We start from the raw sequence: 22681 nt of genomic DNA on the forward strand, positions 1-22681 counted from the left end.
TATTTTTTTAAGCGTATTAATTAAAAAGGACGCAGACCGCCACCGAAGCCGGGAGTAGCACTGTGCCATAAAATAAAGCCGGCCAGCAGCAACAGCAGGCTGCCAGCCAGCATCACGGCAGGCAACAACCATTGCGCTGCCCCCTTGCTGCTGACCCTGCCGAGGCGCACCGCCAGCACGCGCGAGCGCTGCACCAGCAAACCCAGCAGCGACACGGTGAGCGCGGTGCCCAGCGCCATGGTCAGCGCCGAGGCCACGCCCCAGCCATACACGCCAATCACTTTGGCAAACAACAGCATCATGATGGCACCGGAGCAGGGCCGCAGCCCCATCGACAGCACCACCAGCGCCTGGGTTTTGCCACTCACCGCACCGGCCAGCTGTTGCGCGCTCGGCAGGTGGGCATGACCGCAGCCGCAGTCATGCATGGTGCTGATGATGCGGCCGTACCGCGCGAATCTGTAGCCCGGTCGCCGGACGGAACGCGCGGCGTAACCCCTGCAGCGCGCGCCAGCCCACCCAGACGCCGAGCGCCATCACCAGCAAATAGCTGCCTTTCTCCAGCCAGTAACTGGTGAGGTGCAGCTGGCGCGAGGAGGTTTGCAGCACCACCAGCATCAGCGTCACCAGACCAATCGCCACCGCGCCCTGCAACAGCGCTGCCAGCAGCATCAGCTTCATGCTGGTTTTCAGCTGCGCCGGATGGGTGGCGAGAAAGGTGCTGATCACCACTTTGCCGTGGCCCGGCCCCAGCGCATGCAGCACGCCATAGGCAAGGCTAAACAGCATCAGCGTGACACCGGCCTGCTGCGGCTGCTGCGCCACCTGCTGCAGGAGCTGCGTCATCTCACGGTGCAGAACTTTCTGCCACAGTACGCTTTGCAGCAGAATCTGCGGCCAGTGCAGTCACAGCAGCGCGCCCGCGACCATTAGCAGCGCGGCCAGCAGCCATAGCGGCCACCAGCGACGGGAAGCGCCAGGCCGTGAAATCAACGACATGTCAGGGTTACCGTCTGGGCAAACTGCTGGCCGAGATCCATATCCTCGGGCGGTGCGTCAGCTTTATCCAGCGACAGCGCGTACTGTTTTAGCGAGTCATCCGGTTTGGGTGTGTGTAAGTCAAACTGGCAATGGGCTTTCACGGTCTCATCCATGGTGATGGCTTGCGGATTGTCATAATACATATCAACAAAGTAACTGGGATCGAAGGTCTGGATGCGATACTGCCTGGCGCTTAACGACTGTGGTTCACCGAACGGCACAATGAACTCCAGCACCGCTTTGTTGCCCTTGCGCGACAGCTGATACTCCTGCGGCAGGTTGAGAAATTTCACCCGATTTTTATCCTGCCACACTTCGGTAAAATAGTGCTGGCCCAGCACATTGGCCATCACCTGCGCCGCCAGCTTTTTCCATACCACCTCGCCGGGTTTGGCGTTGCCGGCATCGTACAGCAGATCGGCGGAGGTGATCTCGTCCATGGTCCATACCATCTTCATCGCGCTGAGATGATCGTCCTTACCGAGCAGTTCGGTCTGCATATCAATAAAGCTGTGTGGATGCGACCACATGGCGCCGCTGAACAACAGCGTAAAGCTAACGAGTGCAATTTTCATATGTTATAAAGTAACAAATTTTAAAGTCAGAAGGATACCGGACCAGAAAAAACTGTGACCCGCCCTGAAGCTCTGAACAAAAGTCATGACAAAGGCTAGGGTCAGCGCGTGGAGTTGGCTATTCTTAGCTGAAAATGACTTGCGGATAACACGATTGATGAGTTCAGCGCATTCTACTGCTCCCCTCTTCAGCAGCGCCCAGCGTCGTTGCCATCTGCTGTTGCTGCTGTTTCTGCCTGCTCCCGCGTTAACGCTTAAAAAGCTTTGCCAGTTGAATGGCGTGGACCCTGTTGTCGCCCGACAGGATATCGCGGATGTCGGAGATGAGATACAGCGCTTTCACCAGCTGGAATTACACCAGATGGTGGATGGCAGCTTTCGCATTCATGGCACGGAACTGGACCGGCGCCTGTGCCTGCTGCACTGGCTGCGCCGCGCCTGTCGCAGGATTTCGTCTGCACCCATTTTGCGCCGGCACTGCGCCAGCGGCTGAAGGTGCTGAAAATTGAGAAAGCACTGTGGGATGAAACCAATCTGCAGGCGCTGATCCAGCACTGCAGCCTGCGGCTGGCGCGCGATTTCACGCCACGCGACCGGCTGTTTCTGCAAATCTTCATGAAATATGCGCTGTGTCAGCGTCAGACGGCGCTGTTCAGCGAGCGCCAGCGCGCCTGGCTGGCGGCGAAGATTGAACGTAGCGCAGCGGATGACGTGATCCATCACTGGCAGAAACGTTGCCATCTGGCACCGGATGTCAGCGAAACCGATTTCTGGACGCTGCTGTTCAGCCTGATTCACGCGCCAGACGGCAGCCAGCTGGCGGATAGTCAGGCACACAAGCTGATGGCCGCGGTGGAAGCCCTGATCGCCCGCTTTGAGCAACTGGCGCAGACGCGCATCAAAAATCAGCAGCAGCTGAAGCTGCAGCTTTATACTCACCTAGCGCAGGCGCTGGATCGCAGCCACTTTGCCATCGGGATTGATAACAGCGTGGCGCTGGACGTGGCGCGTCTCTATCCGCGCCTGCTGCGTACCACGGCGCGCGCGCTGCAGCTCTTCAGCAGCGATTTCGGCACGCAGTTTAGCGCGGAAGAAGTGAGCCTGGTGGCGGAGTTTGGTGGCTGGCTGATGCAGGAAAGCGCGCTACAGGAGAAACAGGTGCTGTTACTGACCGGCGCTGACGCGGCGCTGGAACAGCTGCTGGAGCAGCTGCTGCGGGAAATGACGCTGCTGCCGATCAATATTACCTATCAGGATATGCTGCACTTTCAGCGTGAGGGCGCACCGCGCGATGTGGCGCTGGTGGTTACGCCCTACGCCACCGCCCTGCCGCTCTACTCGCCGCCGCTGAGCTGCCGCTGAGCGCTCACCAGCAGCAGCGCATTCGTCAGCTGCTGGAGTCTTAAGCCGCGCGTGGCCGCAGGAACAGCGCCGGCAGCGCCATCACCCAGAACAGCTGGCCGTGCAGGTGAGTAAACAGTACGCCGCAAACCATCGTCATCACCGCGATGCCGCCGCCCATTGCCAGCGCCGAATAGAGTGACTGCAGACGAATCACCTCTGCGCCTTTACGCGCGGCGATCAAGCACATCGCCGCCAGATGGCAGACGGTAAAGCTGCCGCAGTGCAGAATCTGCGCCACAATCAACAGCGGTAGCGCAGTGCTGGCGCCCAGCAGCGTCCAGCGAACCCAGCGCACACACGCCGGACAGCATCGCCAGCGCTCAGCAGCAGCAGAATCACCTGGGATGACCACGCACTGACCAGCATACCGGTGAGCGCCGAGCTAATAACAAACGCCAGCGAGCCCCACAGCCGTACCGGCCCATAGGCCAGCCCGATTTGCTGTGTCCAGGTGGCCGCCAGCGCATCACTCAGCGGCACCACCGGTGAGAAGAACAGGTTAAAACCAATCATTACCAGCAGCACCACAGCCACTGGCTGCTGAGCCAGAAACCGAGCGCGAACAGACAGGTCACCAGCGCCAGCAGGCGCAGCGCAACAATCAGCTGTGCTGGATTTTTCACCTGCGAGGCAATCAACAGGCTGCCGGCAAAGCGCGCCACCATGCCACAAGCCGAGCAGCAGGCCAATTTTTTCCGCATCCAGCCCGTTGCCTTTCAGCCACACGCTCCAGAACGGCAGATAGATGCCATAGCAGAAAAAGTAGGTGAAGTGGCTCAGTCCCAGCCACCTGGCCGATCCGATGGTCCTGTTTCCTTCTGTTGACGCTCCGCCGTGCGCGGAATGGCCGTTACTTTCTCAAAGCAGACTGCGAAAGGGAATAAAAAAAGGATGGCTTGCGCCATTCTTCTTCTCACTGCGGTTTAGCGCTTATCAGGCATAAACCGGCAGATGGGCACAGATATCCAGCACTTTCTGTTTGGTGCGCTCGATAGTAGCTTCGTCGTTGATGTTGTCGAGAACGTCAGCGATCCAGCCCGCCAGTTCGCGCACTTCCGCTTCTTTGAAGCGGCGACGAGTCACTGCTGGAGTACCGATACGTACACCAGAGGTCACAAACGGGCTCTTCGGATCGTTAGGCACGCTGTTTTTGTTCACGGTGATGTTGGCGCGGCCCAGAGCGGCATCCGCCTCTTTACCGGTCAGGCCTTTGCTCACCAGATCGATCAGGAACAGGTGGTTGTAAGTACCGCCTGAGACGATGTTGTAACCGCGCTCCAGCAGCACTTCCACCATCGCTTTGGCGTTCTTCGCGACCTGCTGCTGATAAGCCTTGAACTCCGGCTCCATGGCTTCTTTGAACGCTACGGCTTTACCGGCGATAACGTGCATCAGCGGGCCGCCCTGACCACCCGGGAACACCGCGGAGTTAAGTTTCTTGTACAGCTCTTCGTCGCCGTTTTTCGCCAGGATCAGGCCACCGCGCGGACCGGCCAGCGTTTTGTGCGTGGTCGAGGTTACGATGTGCGCGTGCGGTACCGGGTTCGGGTACACATCAGCAGCTATCAGACCGGCAACGTGGGCCATATCAACAAACAGCCATGCGCCGATGCTGTCGGCGATTTCACGCATTTTTGCCCAGTCGCACACGCCAGAGTAAGCAGAGAAGCCGCCCACGATCATTTTTGGCTTGTGGGTCTGCGCCAGTTCGGCCAGCTCTTCGTAATTGATTTTGCCGGTTTCATCGATGCCGTAAGGGATAACGTTATACAGCTTACCGGACAGGTTGACCGGCGAACCGTGGGTCAGGTGACCACCGTGTGCCAAGTTCATGCCCAGAATGGTGTCGCCCGGCTGCAGCAGCGCGGTGTACACCGCGAAGTTAGCTTGGGAGCCGGAGTGCGGCTGCACGTTAGCGTAATCCGCGCCGAACAGCGCTTTGGCGCGATCGATCGCCAGCTGCTCAACGATATCAACATATTCACATCCGCCGTAGTAGCGTTTGCCCGGATAGCCTTCGGCATATTTGTTGGTGAGCTGTGAACCTTGCGCCTGCATAACGCGTGGGCTGGTGTAGTTTTCCGAAGCAATCAGTTCAATGTGCTCTTCCTGACGCACCTTCTCCTGCTCCATAGCCTGCCACAACTCGGCATCATAATCGGCAATGTTCATATCACGCTTTAACATCCGCATCTCCTGACTCAGCAACTTTTTAACGGCAGTTTAAGCCCCGGCTAGGGGGCGAAGGCCAACAGTGTAAACGGTTTTGCCAGGGGACGGTAGCGCCAATCCCCTTTTTTTACGCAAACGATTGGCAAGGCGCTGGCACGGGATTTTTACGCTTTTTAGCCGGGGAAGAAAACCGGATAATTGTTCATCAGCAGCGGGAAAATTTTTCAGCTTTGCGCGCCCGGCAGCAGATTGTCACTCGTCACCCCAGACAAAACGGGGGATTTACAGTGCGCGGCAACAGGAATAACATGCATTTAAAAAACATGTTCAAGATTACCCTGAGGATCAGCCCATGCGCGACGCGCAAACCATCGCCACCGTGAAATCTACCCTGCCCGCAATTGCTCAACTCGGCCCGCAGCTGACCGGTCACTTTTATCAGCGGATGCTGACGCAGCATCCCGAGCTGAAGAACGTGTTTAACATGAACAACCAGCGCAGCGGCAATCAGCGTGAAGCGCTGTTTAACGCGATCTGCGCGTACGGCAGCAATCTGGAAAACCTCGCGGTGCTGCTGCCGGCGGTGGAGAAAATTGCGCAGAAGCATGCCAGCCTGAATATTCAGCCGGCGCAGTACGCGATTGTCGGGGAAAACCTGCTGGCGACGATTAAAGAGCTGTTTAATCTAGGCGATGAGGTACTGGCGGCGTGGGGCAAAGCCTATGGCGTGCTGGCTGAGGTGTTTATCCAGCGTGAAGCAGCGATTTACCGTGCGTCGGAAGAAAAGGTCGGCGGCTGGCGCGGAGCGCGCGATTTCCGCATCCGTGCGATTACAGCGCAGAGCTCGGTGATCAAATAGCATTGAGCTGGTGCCGAATGATGGAGAGCCGGTGGCGGACTTCCTGCCCGGTCAGTATCTGACCATCAGTCTGCGCCCGGCGGACAGCGACTATATTCAGCACCGCCAGTATTCGCTGACGCATCTGCCGGATGGCAAAGCCTATCGCATTGCGGTGAAGCACGAAGCGCAGGGCAGCGTCTCCGGCTGGCTGCATCAGCATGCGAAGGTCGGCGATATCGTGCAGTGCGCCGCGCCGGCCGGGGATTTCTTCCTGCAGGCAGCGGCGCAGACGCCGGTGACGCTGATCTCAGCAGGCGTCGGGCAAACGCCTCTGTTAGCCATGCTGGCCAGCCTGGCGGAGCAGCAGCATCCGGCCGCGGTATGCTGGCTGCACGCCGCCGAAAACGGCGCGCAGCATGCGTTTGCTGATGGGGTCGCGGCGCTGGGTGCGCGGCTGCCGCGCTTTAGCCGCCACGTCTGGTATCGCCAGCCGCAAGCTGACGACGCGGGACGTTACGACGCGCAGGGGCTGATGGATTTAGCCACCATCTCAACCGCACTGACCCAGCCCGATGGTGAGTTCTGGATTTGCGGCCCGCTGGCATTCATGCAGTTTGTTGCGCGCCAGCTGACCGACGCCGGCATCAGTGCCGACTGCATTCACTACGAGGTGTTCGGTCCGCACAAAGTGCTGTAAATGAAAAAGCCTGCACGCGGCAGGCTTTGTGTCTGGTGGGAGCGAAGGGCTCAGATGGCCTCTTCGTCTTCCTCGCCGGTACGAATACGCACGACGCGCGCCACGTCAAAGACAAAGATTTTGCCGTCGCCGATTTTACCGGTCTGCGCGGTTTTCATGATGGTTTCTACGCAGGTATCGACGATATCATCGTCCACCACCATCTCGATTTTCACTTTTGGCAGAAAATCGACCATGTATTCGGCACCGCGATACACCTCGGTGTGGCCTTTCTGACGTCCGAAGCCTTTCACTTCGCTGACCGTCATCCCGGTGATGCCCACTTCCGCCAAGGCTTCACGCACATCATCGAGTTTGAATGGTTTGATAATTGCATCGAGCTTTTTCATCACAGATCCTTTTTTCGCTCCCTCCATGATGGACGGGTAACTATGAGTATAAGTGTTCCTGACGCTGCCGCAGCAAGCTACTCTTTAAATTCGCTGGCGTTCAGTTCGTGGCGCGATAACAGCTTATAAAACTCGGTACGGTTGCGTCCAGCCAGACGCGCCGCATGCGTAACATTACCTTTGGTTATCTGCAGCAGTTTGCGCAGATAGTTAAGCTCAAACTGGTTGCGTGCTTCGACAAAGGTCGGTAGCGCCGTGTTCTCGCCGGCCAGCGCCTGCTCTACCAGCGCGTCACCAATCACCGGCGACGTAGTAAGCGCCACGCACTGCTCAATCACGTTAACCAGCTGGCGCACATTTCCCGGCCAGCTGGCACTCACCAGCCGTTTCATCGCATCGACCGAGAAGCTGCGCACAAACGGTTTGTGGCGATCGGCCGACTGGCGCAGCAGATGGTTGGCCAGCAGCGGAATGTCTTCGGCGCGTTCGTGCAGTGCCGGAATCCTGAGATTCACGACGTTGAGACGATAGTAGAGATCTTCGCGGAAGCTTTTCTTCTCCATCGCCTTCGGCAGATCGCGATGCGTGGCAGAGATGATGCGCACGTTGATGTCGAGATCGCGGTTGCTGCCCAGCGGGCGCACTTTGCGCTCCTGCAGCACGCGGAGAAGCGTCACCTGCAGCGCCTGCGGCATGTCGCCAATCTCATCGAGAAACAGCGTGCCGCCTTCCGCCGCCTGAAACAGCCCTTCGCGCGCACTTACGGCACCAGTGAAGGCGCCTTTGGCGTGGCCAAACAGCTCAGACTCCAGCAGCTGTTCCGGCAGCGCGCCGCAGTTGATGGCAATGAAAGGTTTGCCGGCGCGCGGACTGGCAGCATGAATCGCCTGCGCCAGCACCTCTTTGCCGGTGCCACTCTGGCCGTTGATCAATATACTGACGTCAGATTGCGCCACCATGTGCGCCTGCTCCAGCAGCCGCAGCATCAGCGGATTACACGTGACGATCGCTTCGCGCCAGCCGTCATCGCTAACCGGCGCGCGCTGCGCCAGTGCTTCGTCAATCGCTTTGTATAGCGCATCGCGATCAACCGGTTTAGTCAGAAAGCTGAACACGCCCTGCTGCGTGGCAGCTACCGCGTCCGGAATCGAGCCGTGCGCGGTCAGGATGATGACCGGCAGCCCGGTGTGGCGCTTCTGGATTTCAGCAAACAGCGCCAGGCCATCCATTTCATCCATGCGCAGATCGCTGATCACCAAATCGACTTTCTCTTTCTGCAGATGACGCAGGGCTTCCGGCCCGCTGGCCGCGGTCGCGACCTGATAGCCTTCACTGCTGAGACGCATACCGAGCAGCTTGAGTAAGCCCGGATCGTCATCCACCAGCAGTAAGCGTGCGGCCTGTTTCATCGTTACTGCTCCTCGCTTTGGGCATCGCTGGCACCGTGTGTGCTGTCGCCGCTGTCTGGCGCTTTGCGCGATGACAGCTTACGCTCGATGTCAGTCAGTCGCTGCAATTTACGCTGGGTATCGTCCAGCGTTTGCCGCAGTTGCGTTTGCTGCTGACGCAGGCGATCCAGTTCGGCGTCATTGCTTTGCTGCAGCGCGGCGTAGCGGCCGCGCGCCTCGCTCAGCTCCAGCTGCGCGGCCTGGTTACTGCGCCACAGCTGCAGCAGCGGACGCACCGCCGCCGGATAATCCGCACTGTAGCTGTCGAGTGTATTAACGTACTGACGGCGCGCCACCGGCGTCACGTTGCCGTTCGCCAGCAGGATGCCCTGCTTAAAGGCGCGCGCCCAGCCCTGTACCGGCCAGCGCCGCGCCTCCGCTCGCGCTTCGGTCGCCGACAGCCGCTCACCGCAGTCGATAGCGCGCTGCCAGTAAAGTGGATTGCTTATGGCCGCAGGTGCTTCAATCTGCCAGACATTCTGGCAATCGGTGGCCAGATAATCCGCCAGGCGCACGTCCGGCTCCGGCAGGTTCACCGCACCGCGCGGCGTACTGCTCTGGGGTGGCGCCTGACAGGCGCTCAGGCCGATGGCGATCAGTGCGCCGATGAGAAATCGGCTGGATGTTCGTTTCATTAATCAGGCATTCCCGGCGCTGGTAGTCAAAATGATACGAAAACAGACGTCCGCGTCCGTGCGCGTGACCAACTGCAAATCACCCTGCATCCTGCGCAGGCAATCTTTGGCGATGCTTAATCCCAGCCCGCTGCCTTTCACCGGCCCTTTGCGCTGCTGGCTCCCCTGATAAAAGGGCTCAAAAATCATCGTCTGCTCTTCAGCCGGAATCGGCGTGCCGGTGTTGGCCACCTCAATCCACACCTGGTTGCCCTTCTGCTGGCTCTGCAGCCAGATGTTACCGGATTCGCTACCGTAGTTCACGGCGTTCGAGTAGAGGTTATCAATCACCCGCTGCAACAGCGTCGGTTCCGCCAGACAATAGCGGGCCTGCAGATCGATATGCGTATGCATCTGGCGCGCGCTGGCGGGCAGTAAGTGCACCCTGACGACGCTATCAATGATAGCGTCGATAGCGACCGGTTCCAGCCGCAGCGGACTCTCTGCCAGCCGGCGATTGTAGTCGAGCAGCTGTTCAATCAGCCGCTGCAGATGACGGCTGCTGGTGTCGAGAATGGCGACAACCTCCTGCTGTTCCGCATTGAGCGGGCCGGCAACCTGGTCGGCCAGCAGTTCGGTGCCTTCGCGCAGGCTGGCAAGCGGCGTTTTGAGCTCGTGCGACAGGTGGCGCAGAAACTTATGCCGCTGTGCTTCCAGCCAGCTAAGATGCTCGCTGAGCCAGACAATGCGCTGTCCCAGCATCATGCCGGTGAACAGCAGCACCAGCACCAGACTGATTAAAAACGCCTGCCAGCCAAAAAACTGGCCGCGATCGGCAATTTCGCGCTGCAGCTGCAGGCCGCGTGAAAACACTACTTCACGCGTGGCCTGCACCATGCGGGTGTTGGCGGCGGAGAATGCCTCCAGCGCGCTCGCCGCCGGTGCCAGCAGATTGCCGTTATCACACTGCAGCTTTTCCAGCTGCGGCAGCGCGCTCTGCAATATTTTGAACGTTGGCAAATCGGGCAGGCTGGCGGCATGGCTGCTGAGCATCTGGCCATAGCGGCTCCACTGCGTTTTATACAGGCGCGCCAGACTGGCATCGCCCAGCACGCAATACTGGCGATAGCTACGCTCCAGCTCCAGCGCCGTGCGCGCCATCGCCTCGCTGCGACGCACGTCGGTGAAGGTGTTGCGGTTAGTGTCCGCCGCCTGATTACTCAGCGCTGACAGGCTTTCCCATGCCTGCCATGCCAGCACCAGCAGCGGCACCAGCAGAAAGGCCATTAATACCAGTTGCCGCAGGGATCGGGGAAACAGACGCCATCTCTTCACAACCGCGCTTCCTTTGAGGTGAGTTGCAGGCATGCTAGCGAAGTCCGGCAAGGTTAGAAAGGCTGAAAACGAAAACGGCAGGCCTTTTGGCCTGCCGTGAGAGCGACGCCGCAGCATCGCCTGCAAAATAGGTGGAGCCTAACTCAACGTTGCGTCCGGTGCTTGATAACGTTGCAAAGCAAGCGATTATCGGTTGGGTGGACGGCAGGCTCCGTTTGGTGCGTCATTCGATATTTTATGAGCTCAACCGCAGTGCGGGGCAATCATAGACAGGAGAATGAGCAACGTAATTAGTATAGCAACTATCGTGCCAGAAGATAAATAGCCTTGTTAATCAGCATACTGCCAGCTCAGAGAGGGAATTAACGACGCTTTCTGACTGGCTGGTCTGGAAGAGGTGTCGCCGATTAGCAACGGCTTTAGCGCGCGAACTTCGTGTCTATAAAAAAAAAGGATTTAAGTATCACCTTTTGGCGACAGTTCAGTCGTGGGATTGTCGTCATTTTCCGACATGCCACAGATGTTAGGGAATCATACCCGATCGACAGCGGTGCCCACGCGACAAAAAATAAAAAAGGCCGCGTTGAGCGGCCTTTGCGCGGTGCCCGTTAATGGGCACTGGTAAGATGCAGGATTCAGGTTTAACCCAGCTGTTTACGCGCGTTGCGGAAAATGCGCATCCACGGGCTGTCTTCGTCCCACTCAGCCGGATGCCACGAATTGCTGACGGTGCGGAACACACGCTCCGGATGCGGCATCATAATCGTGACGCGCCCGCTTTCGTTAGTCACGGCGGTGATGCCGTTCGGTGAGCCGTTCGGGTTAGCCGGATAGGTCTCGGTGACTTTACCGAAGTTATCGACGAAGCGCAGCGCCACCAGCCCTTTCGCTTCCAGCTCAGCCAGATGCGCACCGTCACGCACTTCAACAAAACCTTCACCGTGCGAGACGGTAATCGGCATGCGTGAACCGACCATGCCGTCCAGCAGCAGTGACGGGCTGGCGGCCACTTCCACCAGGCTGAAGCGTGCTTCAAAGCGCTCGGACTGGTTACGCACAAAGCGCGGCCACAGCTCGCTGCCCGGAATCAGCTCACGCAGATTCGACATCATCTGGCAGCCGTTACACACGCCCAGCGCCAGCGTCTGCGGACGATGGAAGAAGTTTTCAAACTCGTCACGCACGCGGCGGTTGAACAGAATCGATTTCGCCCAGCCTTCGCCCGCACCCAGCACGTCGCCGTAGGAGAAGCCGCCACAGGCGACCAGCGCGTGGAACTCCTCCAGACCACGACGGCCCGCCAGCAGATCGCTCATGTGCACGTCAACCGCGGTAAAACCTGCGCGGTGGAAGGCAGCAGCCATCTCAACGTGTGAGTTCACGCCCTGCTCGCGCAGCACGGCAACGCGCGGACGCGTGCCGGTGGCGATCATCGGTGCCGCCACATCCTCTTCCGGACGGAAGGTCAGCTGCACGTTCAGGCCAGGATCGTTATCGTCTTTCTTCGCTTCATGTTCCTGATCGGCACAGGCCGGGTTATCACGCAGGCGCTGCATCTGCCAGGTGGTTTCAGCCCACCAGGTACGCAGCGTGGTACGGCTTTCGCTGTACACCGCGCTGTCGCCGGAGCGGATAACAAAACGGTCGCCCGGCAGCGCTTTACCGATGACATGAACATTGCTGCTCAGACCATGATCGGCAAACACTTTTTCCACGGCCGCGCGGTCGGCAGTGTTAATCTGCAATACTGCGCCCAGCTCTTCCGTAAACAGTGCCGCCAGCGCATCGCTGCTCAGCGCGGCGATATCCGCCTCAATACCGCAGTGGCCGGTGAAGGCCATTTCAGCCAGCGTGACCAGCAGACCGCCATCCGAGCGGTCGTGGTAAGCCAGCAGTTTCTGCTCGCTGACCAGCGTCTGAATCGCATTGAAGAAGCCGGCCAGCTGCGCGGCATCGCACACGTCGGCCGGTTTGTCGCCCAGCTGGCGATACACCTGCGACAGCGCCGTGGCACCGAGGATGTTGGCGCCGTTGCCGAGGTCCACCAGCAGCAGCAGGTTGTCGCCTTCCGGCTGCAGCTGTGGCGTTACGGTGCGACGCACATCTTCAACGCGTGCAAAAGCCGTAATGACCAGCGACAGCGGCGAGGTCATTTCGCGCTGTTCAGTGCCCTGCTGCCAGCGGGTTTTCATCGACATGGAGTCTTTACCTACTGGAATGGCGATCCCCAGCGCCGGGCACAGCTCTTCGCCCACTGCTTTCACCGCGGCGTACAGGCCTGCGTCTTCGCCCGGGTGACCGGCTGCAGCTATCCAGTTTGCCGACAGCTTCACGCGCTTCAGTGAACCGATCGCGGTCGCGGCCAGATTGGTCAGCGCTTCGCCTACTGCCAGACGGCCGGACGCGGCGAAATCAAGCAGCGCTACCGGTGCACGTTCGCCCATGGCAAACGCTTCACCGTGGTAGCTGTCGAGGCTGGCGGTGGTCACGGCGCAGTTCGCCACCGGGATCTGCCACGGCCCGACCATCTGATCGCGCGCCACCATGCCGGTTACGCTGCGGTCACAGATGGTCACCAGGAAGGTTTTCTCCGCCACGGTTGGCAGGTGCAGCACGCGGTTTACCGCATCGGCAACGGTAATGCCATCCCGCACCAGCGCATCACCTTTAGCCTGCTGGCTGGCCACGTCGCGCGTCATTTTTGGCGTTTTACCCAGCAGCACGTCGAGCGGCATGTCGATCGGTTTGTTATCGAAATGGCTGTCGGCAAGGTTCAGGTGCTGCTCTTCAGTCGCTTCACCAATCACCGCGTAAGGCGCACGTTCGCGCTGGCACAGTTCATCGAACAGCGCCAGTTTGTCCGGCGCAACCGCCAGCACATAACGCTCCTGCGACTCGTTACACCACACTTCCAGCGGGCTCATGCCTGATTCATCGCTGAGGATGTCGGGCAGATTGAAGTTGCCGCCGCGGCCACCGTCGCTCACCAGCTCCGGCATGGCGTTGGAGAGGCCACCGGCACCAACGTCGTGAATAAACAGAATTGGGTTGGCTTCGCCCAGCTGCCAGCAGCGGTCAATAACTTCTTGACAGCGACGCTCCATCTCCGGGTTGTCGCGCTGCACCGAGGCGAAGTCGAGATCGGCATCCGACTGGCCGGACGCCATCGAGGACGCCGCACCGCCGCCAAGGCCGATATTCATTGCCGGACCACCCAGCACAATCAGCTTCGCGCCAACCACGATCTCCCCCTTCTGCACGTGATCGGCGCGGATGTTACCAATGCCGCCGGCCAGCATGATCGGCTTGTGATAGCCGCGCAGCTCAACGCCGTTATGGCTGTTCACCTGCTCTTCATAAGTACGGAAATAGCCGTTCAGCGCCGGGCGACCAAATTCGTTGTTAAACGCGGCGCCGCCTAACGGGCCTTCGGTCATGATATCCAGCGCGGTAACAATGCGCTCCGGCTTGCCGAAATCCTCTTCCCACGGCTGTTCAAAGCCGGGAATACGCAGGTTGGAAACCGAGAAGCCGACCAGACCCGCTTTCGGCTTCGCGCCGCGTCCGGTGGCGCCTTCGTCACGGATTTCCCCGCCGGAACCGGTGGCGGCGCCCGGCCATGGCGAAATGGCCGTCGGGTGGTTATGGGTTTCCACCTTCATCAGGATATGCGTGGCTTCCTGATGGAAATCGTATTCGCCCTGCTGCGCATCCGCGTAGAAACGCCCTACCTCGGAGCCTTCCATTACCGCGGCATTGTCTTTATACGCCGACAGGACGTGTTCTGGATGCTGCTCAAAGGTGTTTTTAATCATTTTAAACAGCGATTTAGGCTGTTTTTCGCCATCGATGATCCAGTCGGCGTTAAAAATCTTGTGACGACAGTGCTCGGAGTTCGTCTGGGCGAACATATAGAGCTCGATGTCGTTCGGATTGCGGCCCAGTTTGGTGAAGGCATCGAGCAGGTAATCAATTTCGTCATCGGCCAGCGCCAGGCCGAGCGTGCGGTTAGCCTGCTCCAGCGCCTCGCGCCCTCCGCCCAGCACGTCTACGCTTTTCAGCGGCTGCGGCTCATGATGCGCGAACAGCTGTTCTGCCGCGCTGAGCTCCGTGAACACGGTTTCCATCATGCGGTCGTGCAGCAGGCTGGCCAGCTGCTGCCACTGCGCGTCAGTCAGCTGCGGTGCCTGTACATAGAAGGCCAGACCGCGCTCCAAGCGCAGCACTTGCGGCAGGTCGCAGTTGTGGGCGATATCGGTGGCTTTCGATGACCAAGGAGAAATGGTGCCGGGACGCGGCGTCACCAGCAACAGACGCCCTTGTGGCGCATGTTCGGCGAGAGAAGGACCGTATTTCAGCAGACGCTGCAGGCGGGCTTGCTGTTCCGCGCTGAGCGGTGCGCTGACATCGGCGAAATGGACGTACTCGGCGTAAATATCACTCACCGGCAGATGAGCGTCCTGAAAGCGGGTCAACAGTTTGTTTACACGAAATGCCGACAGAGCGGGCGAACCACGCAGAATTTCCATCATTAAAGATCTCTCGTCTTCGAAGCGCCGGGCGACGCTTCATGGGGCGCAACAGGGAAAACGGGCGGTATTATAGAGAAATGGCACGGGTTACGAAACCGTTTGCGCAGAAAAACTGAGCCTCAGGATTTGCCTGAATTTTGCGCAAATCTTGCTATATAAAAGTTGCCCTGTTGCGCTTTGTTGCGCAAAATGCCCCTCGCTCTGGGAGTGCAAAACAACATAAATACTGCCTTTAAAAGACAGAGGCCTGTGAGCCATTACGAGACAATTATTTGAAACGCCTGAAATTAAATTATCTGTTTATCGGTCTGATCACAGTGCTGCTTGCGCTGGCGCTGTGGCCGCCCATCCCTTGGTACGGGGGCGGAAAAGACGCGTTATCACAGATCAAATCGCGGGGAGTGTTGCGCATCAGTACCGTCAACTCGCCGCTGACTTACTACACCATCAATAATGCACCAGCCGGTATGGACTACGAGCTGGCGAAGCGCTTCGCCGATTATCTTGGCGTAAAGCTGGAAGTCACGGTGCGGCCCAACCTCGGCGACCTGTTTGACGATCTCGACGACGGCAAAGCCGACCTGCTGGCCGCCGGGCTGATCTACAACAGCGAGCGCCTCAGCCGTTATCAGAGTGGCCCGAGCTACTATTCCGTGTCGCAGCAGCTGGTGTATCGCATCGACAAGCCGCGGCCCAAAAACCTTGGTGATCTGAAAGGCCGGCTGATTGTACAATCCGGTTCGGCCTATCTGTCAACGTTACGTTCCGCCAAAGCGGACAGCTATCCCGATATCGACTGGGCCATTTCCACCGATATGGGCCAGAAAGCGCTGCTGGAAGCGGTTGCCGACGGCAAGCTCGACTATACCATGGGGGATTCGGTGACCATCGGCCTGCTGCAGCGCATCCATCCACAGCTGGCGGTGGCGTTTGATATTACCGATGAAGAGCCGGTGACCTGGTATCTGCCGCGTAACGATGACGATAGCCTGAACGCCGCCATGCTCGACTTCTACAGTCAGATGGGGGAAGAAGGCACCATGGCGCGGCTGGAAGAGAAGTATCTCGGCCACGTCGGCACCTTTGATTATGTCGATACCCGCACCTTCCTGCGGGCGATTGATAACACGCTGCCGGATATCAAGCCGCTGTTTGAGAAGTACGCGTCCAGTATCGACTGGTGCCTGCTGGCGGCGATCTCGTATCAGGAGTCGCACTGGAATCCGCAGGCGACCTCGCCCACCGGCGTGCGCGGCATGATGATGCTGACGCGCAATACCGCTGACAGCCTCGACGTGAACGATCGTCTCGATCCGGAACAGAGCATTCGCGACGGCAGCGAATACCTGCGGCGCATGATGGAAAAAGTGTCGGAGACCATTCCGGAAGATGAACGCATCTGGTTTGCGCTGGCGGCCTACAACATGGGTTACGCGCATATGCTGGATGCACGCCGGCTGACCCTTAAACAGGGTGGCAATCCGGACAGCTGGGCCGACGTTAAGCTGCGCCTGCCGATGCTGAGCCAGAAGCGCTATTACGCGCAGACCACTTACGGCTATGCGCGCGGCCACGAAGCTTATAACTACGTTGAGAACATCCGTAAGTATCAGATCAGCTTGGTGGGCTATCTGCAGGAGCAGGAGAAACGACTGGCGCAGCAGTCGGCGCTGGAAGCGGAACTCGGTGCCGGTTCTCCGGCCGTCGAACCGAAGATTGCGATGAACTAATCGGCGCGCAGCGCCTGCCGCTGCGCACGTTTCTGTTCGCGTCGCATGCGGAAAAAATCGCTCAGCAGCGTGGCGCACTCCCCGGCCAGCACGCCATGCGCAATTTCAATCTGATGATTCATGCCCGGATGGCCGATCACATCCAGCAGCGAACCGGCGGCACCGGTTTTCTCATCCTTCGCGCCATAGACCAGGCGGGTAATACGGCTGTGCACCATGGCACCCGCACACATCACGCACGGCTCCAGCGTCACGTATAAGGTGGTGTCGAGCAGCCGGTAGTTATCAATCACTTTTCCGCCCTGACGCAGCGCCATAATCTCGGCATGCGCGGTGGGATCGCACTGGCTAATCGGCCGGTTCCAGCCCTCGCCAATCACTCGGTCACCCTGCACCAGTACCGCACCGACCGGCACTTCGCCCTGCTCCCACGCACGCCGCGCCAGTTCAAGCGCGTGGCGCATCCAGTATTCATCAGTTTGTGGGTTCAACGGGCAGCTCCTGCGGATTAACAAGGCGGCGCATTATAGACGGAATCCAGCTGCGATTCACTCCAGCTGTTGCAGTTCACCGCGCGGCGTCACGCGCCAGCGATGCTGACAGAAAAACAGCAGCGGGTTATCCTGCTTGCTGTCGCTGTAGCCGCTGTAAAGCTGCAGCGGCGTACCGATTTTTTCCTCGAGCTGCGCCACTTTTTCATGGCCGAGACAGCGCATGGCTAACACCCGGCCACCACGGCCCGGCTTCATCTGGCTGGCGATCAGCTTCACCCGCGGCAGAAACGCGGAATCAAAATAGACCTGCTCCACCAGCGACTGCGGCGAGCCGGTAATCAGCCAGACATCAGCGTCTTCACTGCTGAGGTAGTCAGTCAGCCGCTGCTGCACCACCGGAAACGCGGTGACGCGCTCGCGAAACCAGCGGGCAAATTCGGCCTCACGCTGGCGCAGCGTGGCCTCACGATGGCCAAAGGTTATAGCCCACAGCAGCAGGCTCATCGGCCAGCGCGCGGCGCGGCCCTTTATCAGCATACCCATGCCGATGACCGGCAGCAGCGGCACCACCAGCACCAGATTGAGCGGCTGGCGGCGCAGCAGATAACGCATAAACGTACCAAACATGTCCTGCTGATGCAGCGTGCCGTCCAGGTCAAAAAATACCACGCGGCGATGCGAACCCTTTGTCAAACCCGACTCCTTTTTCTAAACGCGGCGATACCTGCTCTACAGTGTAGCCAGCATCGCGCGCCGGGGCGAAAGCTGTCATTTTTAATTCCAGTGGCTACAATGCCATTTGAATAGTTTATTCTCTGCGTCGGCGCGATGTCATCTGACATTCATGGCCAGACATTTCCTTCCGCAAGCAGCTAAGCTGTGTGCGGGACTATGGATTAAGGATCGGACATGAGTTCATTGCTGCGAATTCGCCAGCTCTACCCACGCCTGGCGCTGAACGAGCGTCGGCTGGCGGATTTTTTGCTGTTGCAGCCTGATCGGGCACGACATCTGAGTTCACAAAAACTGGCGGAAGAGTCAGGCGTTAGCCAGTCGAGCGTGGTGAAGTTCGCCCAGAAACTGGGTTACAAAGGCTTTCCGGCGCTGAAGCTGGCGCTGAGTGAGTCGCTGGCCGACCGCGATGCCATCACCGTGCACAACCACATTCTGAGTGACGATCCGCTTAAAGTCGTCGGCGAAAAGCTGCTGACGGAAAAAATTTCGGCGATTCGCGCCACGCTGGATATCAACAGCGAAGAAAAACTCACGGAAACGCTGCAGCTGCTGAAAAACGCTAACCGTATTCTGCTGGTCGGTATTGGCGCCTCCGGGCTGGTGGCGAAAGATTTTTCGTGGAAGCTGATGAAGATTGGCATCAACGCCGTCGCCGAGCAGGACATGCACGCGCTGCTGGCCAGCGTTCAGGCGATGGCACCCGGCGATGTGCTGCTGGCAATCTCCTACACCGGCGAACGTCGCGAGATCAACCTCGCGGCGCAGGAAGCGGCGGCCATTGGCGCCGATGTGCTGGCGTTTACCGGCTTTACCCCGAATTCGCTGCAGCAGTGCGCCACGGTCTGCCTGTATACCGTCGCCGAGGAGCAGAGCACGCGCAGTGCGGCCATCTCCTCCACCAGCGCTCAGCTGGCGCTGACCGATCTGCTGTTTATGGCGCTGGTGCAGAACGATCCGGAACGCGCCTCCAGCCATATTCGTCACAGCGAGGAGCTGGTGAAAAAGCTGGTCTGATTGCCCCATGCTCAGGATATTCCCCACCCTGCCTTAGCCCGAAATTGATCATCGGGCGGGGCAATGGTTTTGTTGCCTGTCGCTATCCTTGTTTCGGCCCGATTAAACGCATTTTCAGCATCGGGCTTGCAGGATAATTTCCGATGTATATGATCAGGGCAAATTTACTCATCTCTCTCGTCATGCTGAAACTTATTTCCCGTTATGCAGGAATTGGCGTTATCAACACCGCGATTCACTGGACGGTGTTTGCGCTTATTCTCAAGCTGTTCGAGTCAGGTCAGGCTATGGCAAACTTTGGTGCATTCTGCGTTGCGGTGACGTTTTCCTTTTTTGCTAGGCTGTGTCCCTTAATTACATAACCTTTTGTAAAACAGCCGGATGCATCCCAGTTTCACCATCGCCAGATAATTCCTCGCCGTTTTGTCATAACGTGTGGCAATGCGGCGGTATTCTTTTGTCCGGAGTAGGCTTTGTCAGCCAGCACTGCATGGCCACGACGCTTCATGCTGCCGTTCCGGCGCTGAACACCAATACCGTCCAGAAGACGTTGTGCAAACTGGCTTTCGTGAGCCTGACCGGGACTCAGTACGATATTTAACGGCAGACCGCTTCCGTCTGTCGCCAGATGGATTTTGGTGCCAAAACCACCGCGAGAGCGACCCAGCCCATTATCTCCGGCGGTATCGGAATGTTTTTTTGCGCCCCGGCGGCGCACCTGAGTGCCCGGATATTGCTGCCATCCAGCGCAGTTGCGGACCAGTCAGCGAGACCATGAGCATCAAGAGAAGAAAGTAACCTGTTGAAAATAATGTTAATCACTCCCGATTTAGACCATCGATTAAAACGGTTATAAACGGTCTTCCATGGGCCATATCGCTCAGGCAAATAGCGCCATGGTGCGCCTGAACACAGCACCCAGAACATGCCGTTGATGATCATACGATGTTCAGCCCATGGACGTCCGGCCCGTGGTGTTGCTGGTTCAGCAGGTAATAAGGGCTGGATGATGTCCATGCTTCATCGGGAAGGTCGTAGCGAGCCATAGTTCAGTGTGTTGTGGAAACAGGTAGTTACTATATCTCAGGTGATTAAGGGACACAGCCTAATGCCCGCTGGACCTTCTCTTCTGCAGCCACGCCCTTGCGTTACCTGCTTTATGTCAGCTTTATGGGAGGCATGGCGGCGCTGGTTGGCTGGATGGCAGACGCCTGCACGCTTTCCCCGGTGGTTACGCTGATACTCTTTTCCTTTATTAGCTTGGGTTGCGGCTTCATCTACTCTAATTACATCGTTTTCAGGGAAGTAAAATGAAATTGTCTCTCGTCGTGCCCGTCTTCAATGAAGAGGAGACCATTCCACTCTTTTATCAGGCGGTTCGTCATGAATTAGCCGGCTATCAGGTGGAAATTGTTTTTATCAATGACGGCAGTAGCGATGGCAGCGAAAACATCATCAATGCCCTAGCCATCTCGGATCCGCTGGTCATTGCGCTGTCATTCACCCGCAATTTCGGTAAAGAGCCCGCGTTGTTTGCCGGACTTGAGCATGCCACCGGCGACGCGGTTATCCCGATTGATGTTGATCTGCAGGATCCCATCGCCGTTATCCATCAACTGGTTGAACGCTGGCAAGCGGGTGCCGATGTGGTTCTGGCTAAACGGAAAGATCGCAGCGCCGATGGGCATGTCAAACGTAAAACAGCCGAGTGGTTTTATCACTTTCACAACCAAATCAGCTCGCCGAAAATAGAGGAAAACGTTGGCGATTTTCGTCTGCTATCGCGCGAGACGGTAGAACATATAAAAAGCCTGCCGGAAAGAAATTTGTTCATGAAGGGCATTTTATCTTGGGTTGGCGGTAAAACAGCGATTGTAGAATATGATCGGGCTGAACGCATCACGGGGGTGTCGAAATTTAATGGCTGGAAATTGTGGAATCTGGCATTAGAAGGATTAACCAGGTTTTCAACCTTTCCCCTTACGCATCTGGAGTTACATCGGCGGTAGCGTCGCTTTACTCTCCTTTCTTTATTGATTCTGGATGATCATCGATAAACTGCTCTGGGGCAATCCGGTGGCGGGTTACCCTTCGTTGCTGGTTTCCATTCTGTTTTTGGGTGGAGTGCAACTTATCGGCATCGGTGTTCTGGGCGAATATATTGGCGGAATCTACATTGAGTCCAAACAAAGACCACGATACGTGATTAAGAGCAGGAAATGAAAAAAACAGTTTTTGAGCGTCATCCCTTCGCCATGTACCTGATACTGGCCGTCGCTTTACTCATTGGTTATAGCCCGGTTTATTTATCAACATACGGATTTTCCGACGACTGGTTCTATTTATACGCATCCACTACCGATGCATCCAGTATTTTCAAATGGGATATCTTATCGGGCCGACCTTTCTATGGTGCTATCCGCTACTTCTTCGCTTTCCTGATCGATGACGTGCAGGATTTGACATATCTCAGGGTGCTTTCTTTATTCAGTCTGATTTTACTGGGCGGGTACATCATCCGTTTCCTTGAGCGTCGCAGCATTTTCGCCAGCGCGGTCCAGCGTCTGACGTTTGCCACGTTGATTTGTTTGCTGCCTTCATTTCAGGTTTTTGTCGGCTGGACAGTCTGCTTTCCTTATGTCCTGTCCGTGCTGCTGGCGGGCATCAGTTATTCAACGCTGGCGGAAAACAAAGGCCTGGGCCGGGTGCTACTGTCGGCTATTTGCCTGACGCTTTCCTTTGCGATTTACCAACCCGCAGCCATGAGCTTTTTATTCTTTGCCCTGCTCGATCTGGGGATGACCCGGAATAATTATCAGCGCAGCGCGGTGATCAAGCTGATGTTGATGCTGGGATTTGGCATGGTGCTGGCGAAAGTTCTGCCGCTCGTGCTGTTCAATGAAGTACTGGCCAGAACCAATATCATCTTAGCGCCGCTGAAAAAAATCACATGGTTTATCGCTGAACCGCTCAGAAATGCGCTGTGCAACTTTGATACCGGGCGCTCGATTGTCAGCATTATCATCTCCTGCTCACTGATCATCGTGGGCATTGTGAAGGCACCCGATTTTAAACCGCGTAAAGCTTTTCTGTTCCTGTTTTTCCTGCTGGCGGCGGGCATTCCTAATCTTTTGGTTAGTGAAGACTGGGCAGCCTATCGCACGGTTATCGCGCTGTCTTTAATCACCACCTCAGCCTTCATTGCTGGCTTATTCGTTATCTTTAATAAGCTGAAGATAACCACATCTGCCAGTATCGTTTGCCTCGTTATTGCGGTGCTCTCATGCATGCTGAATATTCAGAAAGGCTTTTCTTCGCCTCAGCAGCGGGAGTATCAGTTGTTAAGCAGCGCAATCACAGAGAACGTGCCTGCAGAATGTTCTGGCCAGCTTTATTATCGTATCGATAGCGACAACTTACCTGCTGTCGCAAAATCCAAAAAATACGATGAGTTTGGTTCTCTTTCGCTGGGTATGCCATGGTCCTTTGCCGGTATGGCAGACGCGATTAAAAAAGAGCACGCGATGAAGTTTTCGTTGCCAAAGGCGCCCGTTATCTACGGCAGCGATCAATGTCTAGGTGACTGTCTGACGCTGGATGCCACCCACGTGCTGGCACCGGGAAAATAAAGGCCAGCGCCGCCATTATTTCGCTAACCAC

General features: G+C 57.5%; 15 protein-coding genes and 6 pseudogenes. 8 read left to right on the forward strand and 13 right to left on the reverse strand.

What is annotated here, in order from left to right; genetic code table 11:
• Window positions 1-20: 20 nt before the first annotated feature.
• Both AC6I8M_RS00915 and AC6I8M_RS00920 read right to left on the reverse strand, forming a co-directional pair.
• Window positions 21-999, reverse strand: a pseudogene (locus AC6I8M_RS00915) (nickel/cobalt transporter).
• Window positions 990-1616 carry a DUF1007 family protein gene (locus tag AC6I8M_RS00920; protein ID WP_010617643.1) on the reverse strand — a complete coding sequence of 209 codons (627 nt, stop codon included), beginning with the start codon at window positions 1614-1616 and terminating at the stop codon, window positions 990-992. The pseudogene AC6I8M_RS00915 and the gene AC6I8M_RS00920 overlap by 10 nt, the downstream one beginning before the upstream one ends.
• Window positions 1617-1773: 157 nt before the next feature.
• On the opposite strand from AC6I8M_RS00920, the pseudogene csiE reads away from it, so the two are divergent.
• Window positions 1774-3022 (forward strand): annotated as a pseudogene (gene csiE / locus AC6I8M_RS00925) (stationary phase inducible protein CsiE).
• Here csiE and AC6I8M_RS00930 read toward each other — a convergent pair.
• From AC6I8M_RS00930 to glyA, 3 genes are all read right to left on the reverse strand, one after another.
• On the reverse strand, window positions 3019-3315 hold the full coding sequence (locus AC6I8M_RS00930; protein WP_498013626.1) for an MFS transporter: 297 nt from the start codon (window positions 3313-3315) through the stop codon (window positions 3019-3021). The pseudogene csiE and the gene AC6I8M_RS00930 sit on opposite strands and share 4 nt — an antisense overlap.
• Window positions 3261-3746 carry an MFS transporter gene (locus AC6I8M_RS00935; RefSeq protein WP_498013627.1) on the reverse strand — a complete coding sequence of 162 codons (486 nt, stop codon included), beginning with the start codon at window positions 3744-3746 and terminating at the stop codon, window positions 3261-3263. The genes AC6I8M_RS00930 and AC6I8M_RS00935 overlap by 55 nt, the downstream gene beginning before the upstream one ends.
• Before the next feature lie 207 nt (window positions 3747-3953).
• The gene (glyA, locus tag AC6I8M_RS00940; RefSeq protein ID WP_010617645.1) at window positions 3954-5207 is read right to left on the reverse strand and encodes a serine hydroxymethyltransferase; all 1254 of its coding nucleotides are present in this window, start codon (window positions 5205-5207) and stop codon (window positions 3954-3956) included.
• A 337-nt stretch (window positions 5208-5544) separates the two neighbouring features.
• Here glyA and hmpA point away from each other — a divergent pair.
• Window positions 5545-6730 (forward strand): annotated as a pseudogene (hmpA, locus tag AC6I8M_RS00945) (NO-inducible flavohemoprotein).
• A gap of 50 nt (window positions 6731-6780) precedes the next feature.
• Here hmpA and glnB read toward each other — a convergent pair.
• The 5 genes from glnB to purL all read right to left on the reverse strand — a co-directional run bounded on the left by glnB (window position 6781) and on the right by purL (window position 15048).
• On the reverse strand, window positions 6781-7119 hold the full coding sequence (gene glnB / locus AC6I8M_RS00950) for a nitrogen regulatory protein P-II (RefSeq protein ID WP_010617646.1): 339 nt from the start codon (window positions 7117-7119) through the stop codon (window positions 6781-6783).
• 77 nt (window positions 7120-7196) lie between these two features.
• Window positions 7197-8528: a two-component system response regulator GlrR gene (gene glrR, locus AC6I8M_RS00955; RefSeq protein ID WP_010617647.1), complete on the reverse strand. Its 1332-nt coding sequence runs from the start codon at window positions 8526-8528 to the stop codon at window positions 7197-7199.
• A gap of 2 nt (window positions 8529-8530) precedes the next feature.
• The gene (gene qseG, locus AC6I8M_RS00960) at window positions 8531-9202 is read right to left on the reverse strand and encodes a two-component system QseEF-associated lipoprotein QseG (protein ID WP_010617648.1); all 672 of its coding nucleotides are present in this window, start codon (window positions 9200-9202) and stop codon (window positions 8531-8533) included.
• A gap of 3 nt (window positions 9203-9205) precedes the next feature.
• On the reverse strand, window positions 9206-10516 hold the full coding sequence (locus AC6I8M_RS00965) for a sensor histidine kinase (RefSeq protein ID WP_064504728.1): 1311 nt from the start codon (window positions 10514-10516) through the stop codon (window positions 9206-9208).
• 641 nt (window positions 10517-11157) lie between these two features.
• On the reverse strand, window positions 11158-15048 hold the full coding sequence (gene purL / locus AC6I8M_RS00970) for a phosphoribosylformylglycinamidine synthase (protein ID WP_498013628.1): 3891 nt from the start codon (window positions 15046-15048) through the stop codon (window positions 11158-11160).
• Window positions 15049-15320: 272 nt separating this feature from the next.
• Here purL and mltF point away from each other — a divergent pair, with 272 nt between their 5' ends.
• Window positions 15321-16778 (forward strand): membrane-bound lytic murein transglycosylase MltF, encoded by a 1458-nt coding sequence (gene mltF / locus AC6I8M_RS00975; RefSeq protein ID WP_498013629.1) that lies wholly within the window; start codon window positions 15321-15323, stop codon window positions 16776-16778.
• Here the strand turns inward: mltF and tadA are convergent.
• Together tadA and yfhb are read right to left on the reverse strand one after the other, a co-directional pair.
• Complete coding sequence (tadA, locus tag AC6I8M_RS00980; protein ID WP_010618504.1) at window positions 16775-17269, reverse strand: tRNA adenosine(34) deaminase TadA; 495 nt, start codon at window positions 17267-17269, stop codon at window positions 16775-16777. The genes mltF and tadA overlap by 4 nt on opposite strands.
• 57 nt (window positions 17270-17326) lie before the next feature.
• Window positions 17327-17965 (reverse strand): phosphatidylglycerophosphatase C, encoded by a 639-nt coding sequence (gene yfhb, locus AC6I8M_RS00985; protein ID WP_010618503.1) that lies wholly within the window; start codon window positions 17963-17965, stop codon window positions 17327-17329.
• Window positions 17966-18181: 216 nt separating this feature from the next.
• Here yfhb and AC6I8M_RS00990 point away from each other — a divergent pair, with 216 nt between their 5' ends.
• Both AC6I8M_RS00990 and AC6I8M_RS00995 read left to right on the forward strand, forming a co-directional pair.
• A complete protein-coding gene (locus AC6I8M_RS00990; protein ID WP_010618502.1) occupies window positions 18182-19021 on the forward strand; it encodes a MurR/RpiR family transcriptional regulator in 840 nt (279 codons plus the stop codon).
• Window positions 19022-19164: 143 nt separating this feature from the next.
• Window positions 19165-19383 (forward strand): GtrA family protein, encoded by a 219-nt coding sequence (locus AC6I8M_RS00995; protein WP_022548337.1) that lies wholly within the window; start codon window positions 19165-19167, stop codon window positions 19381-19383.
• On the opposite strand, the pseudogene AC6I8M_RS01000 reads toward AC6I8M_RS00995, so the two are convergent.
• Window positions 19372-20067: pseudogene (locus AC6I8M_RS01000) on the reverse strand (IS5 family transposase). The gene AC6I8M_RS00995 and the pseudogene AC6I8M_RS01000 overlap by 12 nt on opposite strands.
• 61 nt (window positions 20068-20128) lie before the next feature.
• Here AC6I8M_RS01000 and AC6I8M_RS01005 point away from each other — a divergent pair.
• The 3 genes and pseudogenes from AC6I8M_RS01005 to AC6I8M_RS01015 all read left to right on the forward strand — a co-directional run.
• Window positions 20129-20335, forward strand: a pseudogene (locus AC6I8M_RS01005) (GtrA family protein); the annotation flags it as partial.
• Window positions 20332-21244 (forward strand): annotated as a pseudogene (locus tag AC6I8M_RS01010) (glycosyltransferase family 2 protein). The pseudogenes AC6I8M_RS01005 and AC6I8M_RS01010, both read left to right, overlap by 4 nt.
• Complete coding sequence (locus tag AC6I8M_RS01015; RefSeq protein ID WP_498013630.1) at window positions 21241-22650, forward strand: hypothetical protein; 1410 nt, start codon at window positions 21241-21243, stop codon at window positions 22648-22650. The pseudogene AC6I8M_RS01010 and the gene AC6I8M_RS01015 overlap by 4 nt, the downstream one beginning before the upstream one ends.
• Window positions 22651-22681: the final 31 nt, after the last annotated feature.

The organism is Type-A symbiont of Plautia stali, from assembly GCF_059731155.1.

Bases quoted from the DNA above. Each gene is read 5' to 3' on its own strand.
- AC6I8M_RS00920 (WP_010617643.1), bottom strand. From the start codon at position 1,616: ATGAAAATTGCACTCGTTAGCTTTACGCTGTTGTTCAGCGGCGCCATG.
- glyA (WP_010617645.1), bottom strand. From the start codon at position 5,207: ATGTTAAAGCGTGATATGAACATTGCCGATTATGATGCCGAGTTGTGG.
- glnB (WP_010617646.1), bottom strand. From the start codon at position 7,119: ATGAAAAAGCTCGATGCAATTATCAAACCATTCAAACTCGATGATGTG.
- glrR (WP_010617647.1), bottom strand. From the start codon at position 8,528: ATGAAACAGGCCGCACGCTTACTGCTGGTGGATGACGATCCGGGCTTA.
- qseG (WP_010617648.1), bottom strand. From the start codon at position 9,202: ATGAAACGAACATCCAGCCGATTTCTCATCGGCGCACTGATCGCCATC.
- purL (WP_498013628.1), bottom strand. From the start codon at position 15,048: ATGATGGAAATTCTGCGTGGTTCGCCCGCTCTGTCGGCATTTCGTGTA.
- AC6I8M_RS00990 (WP_010618502.1), top strand. From the start codon at position 18,182: ATGAGTTCATTGCTGCGAATTCGCCAGCTCTACCCACGCCTGGCGCTG.
- AC6I8M_RS00995 (WP_022548337.1), top strand. From the start codon at position 19,165: ATGTATATGATCAGGGCAAATTTACTCATCTCTCTCGTCATGCTGAAA.
- AC6I8M_RS01015 (WP_498013630.1), top strand. From the start codon at position 21,241: ATGAAAAAAACAGTTTTTGAGCGTCATCCCTTCGCCATGTACCTGATA.